Below are 13501 nucleotides of genomic sequence, written 5' to 3'. Positions count from 1 at the left end.
TCAAATTGACCATTATGAGTGGTTCAAGCTTCAAAAATCCATACATAAATGGATATTACATGGAGAAAACATCGCCAACAACATATAAAATGCTAAAAATTAAGAATAAGGTGTATTCAAAGCAATCGAAATATCAAAAGATAGAGGTAATGGATTTCGAGGAGTATGGAAGATGCCTAGTACTAGACGATCTAATACAATTATCAGAACTAGATGAACATTTATACCATGAAATGCACGTACACCCCACATTAATAAGCCATGAAAACCCGGAGAAGGTGCTCATACTAGGTGGAGGAGATGGTGGAGTATTAAGGGAAGTGCTAAAACATGAATGTGTGAAGAAGGTTATAATGGTGGAAATAGATGAAGAGGTGATTAAGGCCGTTAAGGAATATATGCCAAACATACCTAGAGGCGCATTTGAAGACCCAAGAGTGGAAATAGTGATTGAAGATGGGAAGAAATATGTGGAGGAAACTAAAGAGAAGTTCGACATTATACTAATGGATTTAACAGACCCAGAACCATCAGGACCATCCATACAATTATATGGGAAAGAATTCTTCAAAGAAATTAAGAGGATACTGAAGGAGGATGGCATACTACTCCTACAATCATCAGGATATGAAATGTATGGGAGAAAGATACTGGAAATCCAGGAAATATTGAAGGAAATATTCAAGTATGTAGGCATATATGCCAGCTATGTACCAGCATATGGTGGAGAATGGACATTCACATATGCTTCAGATAAAGTGGATGTATTGGGATTAGGGTTGGAGGAGATATCTAGGAGATACCTGGATAGGAAACTAAACACAAGATACTATAATCCAGAGCTACACTTCTCACTAAGATACTCAATGAAAAGCCTTCTTGAAAAGATAAAACTCTTCTCAGAAATTCAAACTAAGCCACATCAAAGTATATCCTCGTAACCCCCTTACCCTTACTCTCCCTCTTCAAAATTTTTATAGAGCCAATCTCACCAGTGCTATGAACATGAGTTCCACCACAGGGGATAGCTATCCAATCCTTAACCTCAACGATCCTAATTGATTCCCCAACATCATGCTTTCTCAAATACAATTCTAAGGATTCACCAAACCTCGACACATATGATTCAGCCTCTTCTAAACCCATATAGCGAATGATTACAGGCCTATCCTCATTAACAATACTGTTAGCTAAAGCCTCAATTTTGTTAAGCATATCCCTCTGTATTGAAGTGGAGAAGTCCATGTGTCCACCATCAACCCTCTTACTCGCACTAACACATTTCACATTTAAACCATAAATGCTCCTAACGGATTGAATCAATATGTGGGCGGCTGTATGCATCCTCATCAACCTATACCTCCTATCCCAATCTATAACACCTTCAACATCATCCCCAACTTTGATGACCCCCTCAAGAAAACCACTATGAACCACACTACCATCATCAAGCTCATCCACACGCAAAACCTTAAAGGATCCATTAACACCCCTTATAACCCCGGTATCATGATCCTGACCACCACTAATCGGATAGAATGCAGTTCTATCCAAACATAGGTTAAATGAACCATCAGTTTCCTCTAAACTCAAAACTTTAGCTCTAAAACTTTTGATATATGAATCTTCAAGATAGAGTTTGATGGTCATTTAGATCAAGATAAAATTGTGGAAATTCAGATAAAAAGCTAACCATTAAAGATAAATGCATATCAGTTTAATGGTATTTTGGAATAACCAATTTCATCAAAATTGACTGGGTTAATTCTGATTAAACCCAAAACGACTTTAACTCCCCCTCCAATATTTACCTTTGTGTAAAATTGGAGGACTCTATTCTTAAAGTCGATGTTAGTCAATATTCCTAAACCCATAAAAACCCCATTTGAATCTTCAAAGGCAACGAGGAGTGGAATTAGATGTGTGAAGGGGATTATTAAACATCTCCTAGCATTAAATTCTTCAATAACCCTTTCCTTAACATCCTCATTGAAATCTAGATCCGAATACGGGAATACTATTATATCATCGCCCCTACGTATTGAACAAGCAACTTTAACTCCCAAAATCTTACCGATTAAATCGATTTCACCATTACCCATTGGAGTGCCTTGAAATATGTTTGGTTCAAATCCAATGAACTCGTCGATTGAAAACTTCTTGTTTGAAGCATCCTCAAACCACTTAACGTAATTCATTTGCCTAATAATCTTCCTATCAAACCTATCTCTAGCCCTAACCCTCTTGGAAGATGGAACCCTAAAAATTTTGCAATCCATTTTAATTGATGAAAATATTGGTTCAAGCTCACCACTACGCTCAATCCCTATAAGCACTTCAGGTTTAACGAGTTTAATCTTCTCTATCTTGAAGTCAACTCCACCATTGGATATCCATCCAGTGGTATTTATTATGAGGTAATCCAACTCAAACTTACTGGATAAATCCATAAGCTTCCTTAAACCATTAAAAACCCTATCACGAACATTAGCTGGGGATGTGGACCCCACAAAAACATATCCAACAGCATCCAACTGATCCAATGAGGAAACTGGACGTTTAACAAGGCCGAGAGCCATAGTTGTTGGTGGACCCAACTCATTCTGACCAACATCAGCATCCAAAACTCCAACCTTAAAACCATTATTGAAGAGATTATTAGAGAGGAATGTTACAAGTGTGTTCTTACCAGAATCCAAACCACCTAAAACCATAACTTTACCCTTAACATTAGATATCTCTGAAACCAACTTACGCCAATCATCTGGAATGCCATCATCCTCAACGGCCATGACATAAGCTCCACTGGAAACCCCAATTCTACAGTCACTTAAAGCCTTCAAATAAATGGATTTACAACGCTTAACAATTATGGATTCACCTTTAACAATCCTAGCTCCAAAAACTTCAACAATCCCACTATCCACAACTATCTTAGCTGGACCAGCTATCCAAAGAGTTTCATTAACCTTCAAATTAAGGAATCTTGAGCCGATTCCTAAACTCAAGGCTACGACACCATCAATCCATCCAAGTATCTTGGGCCTCGATCATCAACTCCAGCAATAACCACAATACCATCATCACTTAAGTGAAACTTAAGTATATCTTTAACTCTATCTAAATCCTCCTTATATACGAGGATGTGAATAGCTTCACCAATCATGTTTTGAGTGGCTAAATTGAATCCAGCAGAATCCAAAACATCCAACAAATACTTCAACCTCGCAGTCATGAAACCAGATTTCAAAGCAAAATCCCTACAACATTTAAAGAAGACTTCCACAGATGGATCCCTCAAAACCTCATCAAGCACACGTCTACCGAGAACTTCTATAAAACTGAGGAAACTTCTATCCCTAAGAAACCTTCTTTTATCAATTGGATTGAAGGCTACTGAAACTATATAGCAATCATTTGGTATGAATATCCTATCCACAATAGCATATCCAGGACCCCCAGGCTTAACAATAATTCTCACTCCACCAACACCACCACAAACCCCACTAACAGTTCCCAATCCAGTGCCACAGTAATAGTCCACGAGATGCGCTATCCTAGCCATCTCGATGAAAGTCTTCTTAAACCCCAAAGCCTTACATAAAGCCATAGTTACAGCGATAGCGCTGGCACCACTAGTCCCATAACCGCACCCCACAGGCACATCAATAAATTGATCCACCTCAACATGATAATTTGCACCAACCACCCCAAGAAGCTCCAAAACCTTACCCACAATAAATGAGTCAAAAAATCTACCATTAACCCTAGATACTAGGGAAAAGCCATTACTGGAATCTTCAACCCCCACTCTAACCCTAACCCCAACATTTAGGGGGAAACCCCCACCAATAGCTCCACACTCCAATGGATTATCAACAATATGTGGGGAGAAGAAGCTGGATATAGATGCTGGTGAAAAGGCATATGCAACCCTCAAACATATGCCACCAAAAATAAAGTATAAAAGTTTACATTTAGATATAAATATCCATGATGAGTATGAGGGATAGCGTTTGGCACACCGAAGAGTATTGAGAAGAGCTCAGACTATGAGAAGCTTATAGAGGTATTCGGAGCAAAAGAATTTAATGAGGAATTAGCTGGAAAATTCAAAAACAAACACAAATTCATACAACTCAAAATGGTGTTTGCACATAGAGATTTCGACAAATACCTAGAAGAAGGGGGGACGGGTAAAACTCTAGCCATAGTTTCAGGTAGAGGGCCATCGGAAGAGCTTCATATGGGCCACCTAGTCCTATTCGAATTCATAAAGTATCTACAAGAGGAATTGAATGCAAAAGTTTTCATACCATTATCAGATGATGAGAAATACGTCTTCCAAAAGGTGGAAAGCTTAGACGTAGCATACAAGTACGCTTTAAGCAATGCACTAAGCATAATATCACTGGGATTCAAAGAGGAGGATACAAAACTATACATATCAACTAGAAGTGGATGGGTTTATAGACTTGCAGTAAGCTTCTCAAAACACTTAACATACAATACTGTGAAAGCGACATTCGGATTCACCGATGAAGTAAATATAGGTGAAATATTCTATGCAGCAACACAAGCAGCACATATACTTGGACCAACAATCATGTATGGATACCCGGTGGTAGTTCCAATAGGTATGGATCAAGACCCATACATGAGACTAAGTAGAGACATAGCTGGCAAATTAAGGGTATTCAAACCAGCATCACTATACATAAAATTCATAAGAGGATTAACAGGGGAACCCATGTCAGCATCAAAACCAGAAACATCAATATTCATAACAGACACACCACAAACCATAAGAAGCAAGGTTTGGGCAGCATTCACCGGTGGAAGAGCAACCGTGGAAGAGCAGAGGAAGCTTGGAGGTGAAGCTGAGAAATGCGTGGTCTACGAATGGCTCTCAATATTCCACTTTAAAGACGTAAAGGATATCGAGGAACATTACTGGAAATGCAGAAGGGGGGAGATACTCTGCGGAGAATGCAAGAATATGCTAACAAAAACATTAATTAGATACATGGAAGAGCACAATAGGAAGCGCATGGAAAACATCAACAAGCTACAAAAGTACTTTGAACATGAAATATGAATAATGGAAAACAAGATAAACAGGAAGAGGCATAATTTTAGACATGAGTGAAAAGGGTAGAATAGCATTTCTAGACATTGAATCAACATCATTAACAGCAGATAGTGGATTCATAGTTGGAATTGGAATAATGTGGGATGATGAAAAATGGAGCCATGAATTCCTGAAGGGAAGCGTCATAGAGGGAGAAGCTGAACTCATAAGGAAGAGCATCAATGAACTATCAAATGCCACAACAATAGTGACATGGAATGGATTGGCATTCGACATTCCAATGCTCATAGCTAGAGCCATAATACACAACATTGATCCAACACCAATAATTCTAAAAGAGCACGTAGATCTATACAGGTATGCAAAGAAGCTACTCAGACTAAGCGAATACAGCCTAGATGCGGTGGCAAAGTATATGGGAATACCAAAGAAGGTTGAATTGAAGGGGAGGGATATGCCACCATACTATATGAAGGCAATAGCTGGAGATCAAGAAGCCATGAAACTCATAATAGAACACTGCTACGACGATCTACAAGCACTGAAAAAGATATATGATAAAATGAGGAAAATAGTGGATGCAGTGAAAAGTATTGAATTGGAAAACATTATGGAGGAATATGTATGAGTGAAAGAACAATATTGCCAGCAATATCCATACTAATACTATTCCTTGGAATAATACTGTTAACCCTAGAACAAGACATAGGGATAGCTCTAGTGATAATAGGTGGAGCCAGCATACTTATAATTGGAGTAAGCTCAATGATGAGGGGGATTAGAAGAAGAGTATAAATTAAGGATATCCAACTATTAATTAAAACATGCAATGTTCAATGAAGTAAGGGATGAAAATGAGGGATACCGTAATATTAACCCATGGCGACATAGATGGAATAGCCTCCGCAGCCATATTGCTAAGATACCTAAAAGTAAAGATGAACATAAAAGATAATGATATAGAGGTAGAATTCACAGGTCCATCAGCACTACCAGAAAAGCTTAAAGAGCTAATGAACAATAAAAATGTGAAAAAAATATACATAACAGACATATCCATAAACGTAAAAAACTCTGAGAATACTAAGGGCATAATTAAAAAGCTTAGTAGTGAAGGGAAAAGAATAGTATGGATGGATCATCATCAATGGAGCGCTGAAGATATAAATGAAGTAATGAAGTCAGTAGATTCAATAATAGTGGAAAAGACTCCAAGTGCCGCAAGAATAGTCTACGAGAAATTCATGAAGGAAGATGAGGTATCCAGGAAGATAGCTGAATACGCAGATGACATCGATGCATTAACAGACAAATTCAATGAAAGCTTCATACTAAGAGCATTAAGCTTCAAAAATGGGTGGAAAGAGAAGCTTCTAATAAAATTCTCAAATGGAATATTCTGGGATGAGGAAATAGCAAGGGAAGCTGAAAAAATAAAGAGGAGGACTGAACGTGACGTTAATGAAGCATACAATAAAACAAGAGTATATGAAACGAAAAGCGGATTAAAGTTTGGATTAATTGATTTAAGGGGGGCTAAGACGCCTAAAAGCTGGCTTGCTAAGAGAGTCTCAGAAAAATTCAACCTAGACTTCACACTGGTCTGGAGGAAGGATGATGCAATCTCACTATACATAGGGAACAAGTCAAAGAATATAAACCTATTAAAGATAGCAGAGGAATTTGGTGGTGGAGGACACCCCTTCGCATGTGGCTTCAGAATGAAGCTATCATGGAAAAGCAGAATCATAAACTACTTGACATTGAAAAGGAAAATTTTGAAAGAAGTTGAAGACGTCGTGAAGAAGATTATTGAATTAATGTGATCACCTTAAAATCATAAGAAGTCCAAGTATTCCAAGACAAAGCAATAAAACCCCAATGGACAGCAAACCTGAACCAGTAAGAGAGAAAGCCAGCATGCTGGCAGAGAAAAACATCAAAATGAAACCATTAACAATCCAGAAACTATCCCTAGACGCAAACTTCAAACCATATGTTAGAGTCCAAAGAGATAAGGCTAAGAGGAAGCCGGAGAACATATCCAGCAGTCCAATATGAAATCCAAGGTAAAACATTATGAAGATAACCCCAAAATAAATTAAAGCTATTATGAAGGCAGCGAAGCCGTAACTAACTTTTTGCAAGTAAAACCACCAAACCAACAATATATATAACTAGAAATCAAGATAAATGATTTGTCTCAACAACGAGGTGAATGCGGAATGCATAAGAGAATACTGGTGGCACTTGGTGGAAATGCAATAAAGAAAGCTGATGAGCTGGGTACATATGAAGAACAATTGAAGAACGTTTATAAGACATGCGTAGAGCTTGTAAAGTTAATAGAGATGGGATATGATATAGTGATAACGCATGGAAATGGGCCGCAAGTTGGAAATCTATTAATACAACAAGAAGCAGCAGCAAAGGAGGTACCTCCTCAACCTTTAGACGTTTTAGGAGCTATGACACAAGGACACATAGGATACCTCATTCAGAGAACTTTAAAGAATATACTCATGAAGAGGGGGATAAAGAGGGAGGTTGCAACGATAATAACGCAAGTGGAAGTAGATAAAGATGATCCAGCATTCAAAAATCCAACAAAACCCATAGGACCATTCTACGATGAAAAGGAAGCTGAAGAGAAGATTCGTATGGGAATGACTATAAAGAAGGTTAAAATTGGAGTGGGGAAAACTTATAGGAGGGTTGTTCCATCACCAGAACCAATAAGGATACTTGAAGGTAAAGTTATAAAGAGACTTGTGGATGAAGGAGTAATAGTGATAGCATCCGGGGGAGGAGGGATACCTGTAACCTTAGAAAATGATGAATACACTGGCGTGGAAGCGGTCATAGACAAAGATTTGGCGGGTGAAAAACTTGCAGAGATAATAAATGCAGACATACTCCTAATACTAACCGATGTGGAAAAGGTTAAATTGAATTTTGGGAAACCAAACGAAGTGGACATTGACAAAATGACTGTGGAGGAAGCTAAGAAGTATTATGAGGAAGGACATTTCCCACCTGGAAGTATGGGACCAAAAATACAAGCCTGCATAAGATTTATAGAGTGGGGTGGAGAAATGGCAATAATAACATCATTGGAGAAGGCTGCAGAAGCATTGGAGGGGAAAACTGGAACAAGAATTTATAGGGGGTAAGAATTTGAGCGTAAAACATAAGGAGGAGGCATTGAAGGAGGCTAAGGAAGTAAAAGTTGCAATAATAGTTGTGAGCACATCGAGATATGAGAAGAAGATTCGGGGAGAACCATTTGAAGATGAATCCGGAGAAATAGCTAAGAAGATAATTGAGAAATATGGATATACGGTTACATGTAAGGAGATAGTGCCAGACGATAAGGGGATTATACAAATGTGGGCAAAGAAGAGGATTGAGGAGGGGGATGATGCAATAATATTCATAGGTGGAACAGGATTAAGCAAAACAGACTTAACATATGAAGCTATAATGGAAATTTTGGAAAAGGAGATGGAGGGTTTTGGAGAGATATTTAGGATGCTAAGTTATAGGGAGATAGGGTCTGCAGCAATAATGTCAAGAGCCACAGCTGGAATTCTAAATGGGAGATTACTTGTTGCAATACCTGGATCTCCAAACGCCATACCCATAGCCTTAGAAAAACTGCTACTACCAGAATTACGCCACATAATATTCCATGCGAGGAGGAAATAGATGAAGGGTAAGAGGAAGATTATCGAAAGAAGAATGGAAATAATTGAAGCACTTAAAAAGTTGGATGAAAATGTCGATCTAATAATAGTGGAGGGTAAAAGGGATAGGTATGTTTTGAGGAAGCTTGGATGCAAAACCAACATAATAGCTCTAGGAGACACACATAAACCACTACTAACATTAATAGAAGATCTAAACATGAAGTACATGGGACTTAAAGTTGCAATACTCACAGATTTCGATGAGGAGGGGGAGGAGCTGAATAAGAAGATAGAAAGAATACTTGAAGGTAGTAGCTTAAAGGTTGAGAGAACTCTAAAGGATAGGCTTAGGAAGGCTATGTTGGAAGAGAACAGGAGGAGAATAGAAGAGTTGATTGGATTATTGGAAGAAGAAATTTAAGTTAAAATTACATCAGTTTGTAATGTAAAATTTGGAATTGATACACTATGGGGATATCTGGAATAGCGGAATTACCATTACATTATGGTAAAGCCCCAAGATGGCTCTTCCAGAGAATGGTAAAATTGGCATCTGAAATGCTTGAAATAATGTACAATGAATTTGGGGAATTGAAGATAATGGAGAGGTTAAGCAATCCAATATGGTTTCAAGCATTCAGCAATGTTCTAGGATTTGATTGGCATTCTTCAGGGTCAACTACAGTGACATGTGGAGTTTTAAGGGAAGCACTAAACAAAGTGGAAATAAATTTAGCATTAGCTGGGGGTAAAGGTAGGAAGAGCCTTGAAACCATAAACGACATAAAAAGCATATCTAACAAGTTCGGGTTAAATGAGGAGGATACAGCCAAACTTGAGGAGAATAGTAGATTAACTGCAAAGGTGGATAATGTAGCATTACAAGATGGATTCACAATATACCATCATGCAATGCTAATATCTAGAGAAGGGAAATGGTGCGTAATACAGCAAGGAATGAACATCAACCTAAAATATGCAAGGAGATACCACTGGTTCTCAGAGGATATAAGGGATATGGTTGAAGAACCACATAAAGCAATATCATGTCAAATAAAGATGGAAAGAGTGTTAAATCTAGTGGATAGGGAGAGTGCGGAGGCTAGGAAAACCATAGTGGACATAGCTAATGAGGGGCCTACGAAGATAAGGAGATACTTAGCTGAAGCAAATAGAATACTATGCAGAAGTGAAGGGATCGATAAATGGATAAACAAATCCATAACGACCAATAGAAGGATTAGCAGTGAGGATTACATAATATATAAACCAATAGATGAGAAGAGGATTGATTGGCGTAAACTTGAGGAAATATATAGCGTTAAGGTGGAAGACTTCAAGAACCTCTTGCTACATCCAGGCATAGGTCCAAAGACCATTAGAGCTTTATCATTAATCTCAGAGCTCATATATAATGAGCCACCATCAAAGAGGGATCCAGTAACACACATATATGATCCAGTGAAGTGGTCTTATACAGTTGGAGGTAAAGATGGAATTCCATATCCGATATCCAAGAAGCATTACGATGAAGTAATATTGGAATTGAGGAACATAGTGGAAGCTATAAGGAGGGATGAGGAGGAAAAGAGGATGGCTTTCAGAAACCTTAAAAGGATATCTGAAAAATGGAGTGTTGAAATTTAAGTTAACCTTTAATGATGCCATGCTTCTCCAGTAAATCGACAACTAAATCTATTGGAAGAGCATACCTAACATGATTATCCCTACCCACCATCGTTTCAGCCATAAACATTGAGTTCAAAATGGCTTCTTCAACGGCCTCCACAGTAGCTTTAAACAAGTACGACATATACCCCTCACTTAACACTTGAAGTTCACGGGTTGGAGATTCCTCATAATGTGGTATCCTATTAGCTGTGGAGAATGCCACAACAAAATCGCCACTACCATGGGATGAGTATCCACCGGTCCTCGCAATACCATGAGTTGCACGTTTAGCTAATCTATGAAGTTGCCTGGCAGTTAAAGGTGCATCTGTAGCCACTATAACCACTATAGATCCACTTCCATCACCACCCCTAACACCGTAATCCTTCAACTTCAACCCAACGGGAATTCCAGCTATAGTTAAATCCTCCCTACGACCAAAATTGGATAAAACCAGTACACCCACAACGTATCCTCCAGCCTCCTTGGGTAGCACCCTCGAAGCAGAGCCTATTCCACCCTTAAACTCGAAACATGACATACCAGTTCCAGCCCCAACATTACCCTCAACAACGGGGTTTGAGGAAGCATTTTCAATAGCTTTAAAGACGTGTTCATGCTTAACATGTCTCCCCCTAATGTCATTCAAGAATCCATCATTACACTCCAATACAACTGGATTAACAGTGCCAGTACTAACACCTATATCTGGATTTAAACTTAACATATACTCTATGATTGCATCAGCCACTATACCCACATTCAATGTGTTGGTTAAAGCTATTGGTGTTTCCAATTGTCCAAGCTCATTCAATTGAATTAAACCAATGGGTTTACCAAAACCATTAATTACAAATGAACTTGCTACAACCTTACTCTTAAAAACATTCCTATCTTCATGTGGGAATATCACGGTTACACCAGTCCTAATTGGACCCTTACCTGGAATAAGCTTCCCCTCACCCTCAATGATGGTGTAATGTCCAACCATAACCCCCTTAACATCAACTATCGAATCACTAGCTCCAGTATCAAATACACCTATCCTTAATCCAATATCCCTAACCCTCACCCTACCCAAAGGGGGTCACCAAACAATTATTTAAATGGGGCTTTTGAGAATTTAAGTTTGTATGATCCCTGAAAGAATTGTTAGATTGCTTAGAGGAGAGCCTAGGGAATACTACATCATTGACGGAGAAACAAAACTTATAAAACCGGAACTATATCCACATGGCAAAGATAAAGTGCCAATACTATGCGAAACCGAAGAGGATCTCCCAACATATAAGGGGTATGTAAGTGGATTTAGATCCATCATAAAAGTTTTGGAGGATGGGTATGTGGTAAAATTGAAGGGGATAGGAATACCCTTCAAAGATGTCAAACCAATATACAAGAACAACACCATATACACATACTACTTCACAAACGAATATATTGGAACTGGACAGTTAATGTGGGGATTCATGACCCCCAAGGAGGCTGAAGAGGAATTAAACAATATGATAATGTTAAGGGAACTGAGAATCCCAGTTCCAGAACCCATAGGATTAGGATACTATGAGAGGATAAAACTGCTGAAGATTAAGGATAGATATGAACTTACAAACAAGATTATGAGTGGTGGACGTGGGGAACTCATAAAGATGCTTGAGGAAAGCGCATGGGAGCAGCGTGGGGCATGCATATTCTATAGGAATGTAAGTGATGTGAGAGCAGATGAAATACTATACGGACTATTAATGCCAAAAGTGGAGAAGATAATTAACGTTAAGGAGGTTAAAGCATATCTTAAATGGCTTGGATCATCATGCGGATATAATCTAAGATTACTCCACGAAAATGGTATAATACATGGAACGGTGTTTGATGCAAGTGGATTGGGCATATATACAAACTCCCATTTGGCAAACCATGTAGTGGGGCTGGAGGAAACATACATAACAGACTTCCATTTAACGAGGAAAATGGGTGGAAAGGAATTTGAGAGGATGAAGATGGAAGAATACTATGCCTTATGGCATATCATGAACCCACTACCATCAGCGGAGAAATTCATAATTTCACAGATAAAACGTACAACGATACTGAATGCTCCGGAAGTAATTTCACAAATGCATACGTGGGAAGGGTTTCAAGCCTTCAATGAAATAGTGAGCCTTCATGGGGGATACTATAGACCTGAAAACATATACGAGGAATTCACAGAGAGCCTGATAGATGGAATAGAATATGGGTATAATAAAATGAAGAAGTATGAATTGGAGGGGAAGGTGAAGAGGAGGATGCTCATGGCTCTAAGCATATTGAAAGATGCCTTCCTAGAATTATATGGACTTCCAAAGGGGATGGAGAGGGGGAGGGAGGTTGTGGGGATAGTTATGGATTCAAAGAAGATCGATGGGAAAACGATTTCAAGAAAAATAAGTGAAGTTAAGAGTAGAATTGAAGAGCTACTTTAAACGGCTCTTATCAATCTCCAACAAAACTTCTTCCATAATGTTCAAAGCTTTATCCATTAATTCAATGGATATGTTCAGTGGTGGAGCTATTCTAATCGATGAAATACCGCAACTTATAACTGCAACACCACGTTTAAAGCAATTCATTAGGAATGATTCAAGCTCCTTAACAGCTGGCTCCTTACTCTTCCTATTCCTAACCAGCTCAACACCTATCATAAGCCCCTTACCCCTAACATCACCTATAAGCTCGATCTTCTCAGCCATCTCCCTAAACCTCTTCATGGTGTAATCCCCAACTTTAATGGCATTCTCCATCAACTTCTCCTCCTCAATAACATCAATAACAGCTGATGCAGCAGCACATGAAACTGGATTACCTCCAAATGTGGATGCATGACTACCTCTCGGCAGAGACATAACATCAGCTCTACCGATCACAGCTCCAAGTGGAAGCCCAGCGGCAATCCCCTTAGCCACCGTGATAAGGTCTGGGGTTACATTCCAATTCTCTATTGCAAACCACTTCCCAGTTCTACCCATGCCAGCTTGAACTTCATCTGAAACCATTAGTATACCGTAAT

At 38.8% G+C, this 13501-nt stretch carries 16 protein-coding genes; 10 read left to right on the top strand and 6 right to left on the bottom strand.

Features of this window, described 5'->3' with window-relative positions; all coding sequences use genetic code 11:
• The first annotated feature begins 14 nt into the window (after positions 1-14).
• Complete coding sequence (speE, locus tag MRT15_RS01430; protein WP_304327213.1) at positions 15-941, top strand: polyamine aminopropyltransferase; 927 nt, start codon at positions 15-17, stop codon at positions 939-941.
• Here speE and MRT15_RS01425 read toward each other — a convergent pair.
• From MRT15_RS01425 to MRT15_RS01415, 3 genes are all read right to left on the bottom strand, one after another.
• Positions 913-1650: an alanyl-tRNA editing protein gene (locus MRT15_RS01425; protein ID WP_304327211.1), complete on the bottom strand. Its 738-nt coding sequence runs from the start codon at positions 1648-1650 to the stop codon at positions 913-915. The genes speE and MRT15_RS01425 overlap by 29 nt on opposite strands.
• A gap of 62 nt (positions 1651-1712) precedes the next feature.
• Entirely contained in the window at positions 1713-3008 is a 1296-nt protein-coding gene (locus tag MRT15_RS01420) for a Clp1/GlmU family protein (RefSeq protein ID WP_304327210.1), read from the bottom strand.
• Positions 3009-3010: 2 nt separating this feature from the next.
• Positions 3011-3940 carry a hypothetical protein gene (locus tag MRT15_RS01415; RefSeq protein ID WP_304327208.1) on the bottom strand — a complete coding sequence of 310 codons (930 nt, stop codon included), beginning with the start codon at positions 3938-3940 and terminating at the stop codon, positions 3011-3013.
• A gap of 204 nt (positions 3941-4144) precedes the next feature.
• Here MRT15_RS01415 and trpS point away from each other — a divergent pair, with 204 nt between their 5' ends.
• Genes trpS through MRT15_RS01395 form a run of 4 tightly spaced genes read left to right on the top strand, consistent with a single transcriptional unit; the run spans position 4145 to position 6918 of the window.
• A complete protein-coding gene (gene trpS, locus MRT15_RS01410) occupies positions 4145-5098 on the top strand; it encodes a tryptophan--tRNA ligase (protein ID WP_304327206.1) in 954 nt (317 codons plus the stop codon).
• A 43-nt stretch (positions 5099-5141) separates the two neighbouring features.
• The gene (locus MRT15_RS01405; protein ID WP_304327204.1) at positions 5142-5720 is read left to right on the top strand and encodes a ribonuclease H-like domain-containing protein; all 579 of its coding nucleotides are present in this window, start codon (positions 5142-5144) and stop codon (positions 5718-5720) included.
• A complete protein-coding gene (locus MRT15_RS01400; RefSeq protein WP_304327202.1) occupies positions 5717-5887 on the top strand; it encodes a hypothetical protein in 171 nt (56 codons plus the stop codon). The genes MRT15_RS01405 and MRT15_RS01400 overlap by 4 nt, the downstream gene beginning before the upstream one ends.
• Before the next feature lie 59 nt (positions 5888-5946).
• On the top strand, positions 5947-6918 hold the full coding sequence (locus MRT15_RS01395; RefSeq protein WP_304327200.1) for a DHH family phosphoesterase: 972 nt from the start codon (positions 5947-5949) through the stop codon (positions 6916-6918).
• Here MRT15_RS01395 and MRT15_RS01390 read toward each other — a convergent pair whose 3' ends face one another.
• On the bottom strand, positions 6919-7239 hold the full coding sequence (locus tag MRT15_RS01390; protein WP_304327199.1) for a hypothetical protein: 321 nt from the start codon (positions 7237-7239) through the stop codon (positions 6919-6921).
• A 78-nt stretch (positions 7240-7317) separates the two neighbouring features.
• On the opposite strand from MRT15_RS01390, the gene arcC reads away from it, so the two are divergent.
• From arcC to MRT15_RS01370, 4 genes are read left to right on the top strand one after another with little or no spacing between them, the layout of a single operon-like run.
• Positions 7318-8265 (top strand): carbamate kinase, encoded by a 948-nt coding sequence (arcC, locus tag MRT15_RS01385; RefSeq protein ID WP_304327198.1) that lies wholly within the window; start codon positions 7318-7320, stop codon positions 8263-8265.
• Between the two features lie 4 nt (positions 8266-8269).
• Positions 8270-8800, top strand: a complete 531-nt coding sequence (locus MRT15_RS01380; RefSeq protein WP_304327196.1) for a molybdenum cofactor biosynthesis protein B — start codon at positions 8270-8272, stop codon at positions 8798-8800.
• Complete coding sequence (locus MRT15_RS01375) at positions 8801-9202, top strand: toprim domain-containing protein (RefSeq protein ID WP_304327194.1); 402 nt, start codon at positions 8801-8803, stop codon at positions 9200-9202. It begins immediately after the preceding gene.
• Between the two features lie 47 nt (positions 9203-9249).
• Positions 9250-10428, top strand: a complete 1179-nt coding sequence (locus MRT15_RS01370; protein ID WP_304327192.1) for a DUF763 domain-containing protein — start codon at positions 9250-9252, stop codon at positions 10426-10428.
• Between the two features lies 1 nt (position 10429).
• Here the strand turns inward: MRT15_RS01370 and MRT15_RS01365 are convergent, their stop codons facing one another.
• The gene (locus tag MRT15_RS01365) at positions 10430-11524 is read right to left on the bottom strand and encodes a P1 family peptidase (protein WP_304327282.1); all 1095 of its coding nucleotides are present in this window, start codon (positions 11522-11524) and stop codon (positions 10430-10432) included.
• Positions 11525-11585: 61 nt separating this feature from the next.
• Between MRT15_RS01365 and MRT15_RS01360 the strand changes: the two genes are divergently transcribed.
• Positions 11586-12917 (top strand): hypothetical protein, encoded by a 1332-nt coding sequence (locus tag MRT15_RS01360; RefSeq protein ID WP_304327190.1) that lies wholly within the window; start codon positions 11586-11588, stop codon positions 12915-12917.
• On the opposite strand, the gene MRT15_RS01355 is transcribed toward MRT15_RS01360, so the two are convergent.
• Positions 12909-13501, bottom strand: a 593-nt coding sequence (locus MRT15_RS01355) for an aminotransferase class III-fold pyridoxal phosphate-dependent enzyme (RefSeq protein WP_304327188.1), incomplete at its 5' end; no start/stop codon positions are given. The genes MRT15_RS01360 and MRT15_RS01355 overlap by 9 nt on opposite strands.

It is taken from the genome of Candidatus Culexarchaeum yellowstonense, assembly GCF_024707025.1.
Classification (GTDB): Archaea; Thermoproteota; Methanomethylicia; order Culexarchaeales; family Culexarchaeaceae; genus Culexarchaeum.
Note: the sequence above shows the minus strand (reverse complement) of the source record. Positions and strands in the feature narration are given on the sequence as shown.

Coding starts and splice junctions, on each gene's coding strand:
- speE (WP_304327213.1), top strand. CDS start 15: ATGAGTGGTTCAAGCTTCAAAAATCCATACATAAATGGATATTACATG.
- MRT15_RS01425 (WP_304327211.1), bottom strand. CDS start 1,650: ATGACCATCAAACTCTATCTTGAAGATTCATATATCAAAAGTTTTAGA.
- trpS (WP_304327206.1), top strand. CDS start 4,145: ATGGTGTTTGCACATAGAGATTTCGACAAATACCTAGAAGAAGGGGGG.
- MRT15_RS01405 (WP_304327204.1), top strand. CDS start 5,142: ATGAGTGAAAAGGGTAGAATAGCATTTCTAGACATTGAATCAACATCA.
- MRT15_RS01400 (WP_304327202.1), top strand. CDS start 5,717: ATGAGTGAAAGAACAATATTGCCAGCAATATCCATACTAATACTATTC.
- MRT15_RS01395 (WP_304327200.1), top strand. CDS start 5,947: ATGAGGGATACCGTAATATTAACCCATGGCGACATAGATGGAATAGCC.
- arcC (WP_304327198.1), top strand. CDS start 7,318: ATGCATAAGAGAATACTGGTGGCACTTGGTGGAAATGCAATAAAGAAA.
- MRT15_RS01375 (WP_304327194.1), top strand. CDS start 8,801: ATGAAGGGTAAGAGGAAGATTATCGAAAGAAGAATGGAAATAATTGAA.
- MRT15_RS01370 (WP_304327192.1), top strand. CDS start 9,250: ATGGGGATATCTGGAATAGCGGAATTACCATTACATTATGGTAAAGCC.
- MRT15_RS01360 (WP_304327190.1), top strand. CDS start 11,586: ATGATCCCTGAAAGAATTGTTAGATTGCTTAGAGGAGAGCCTAGGGAA.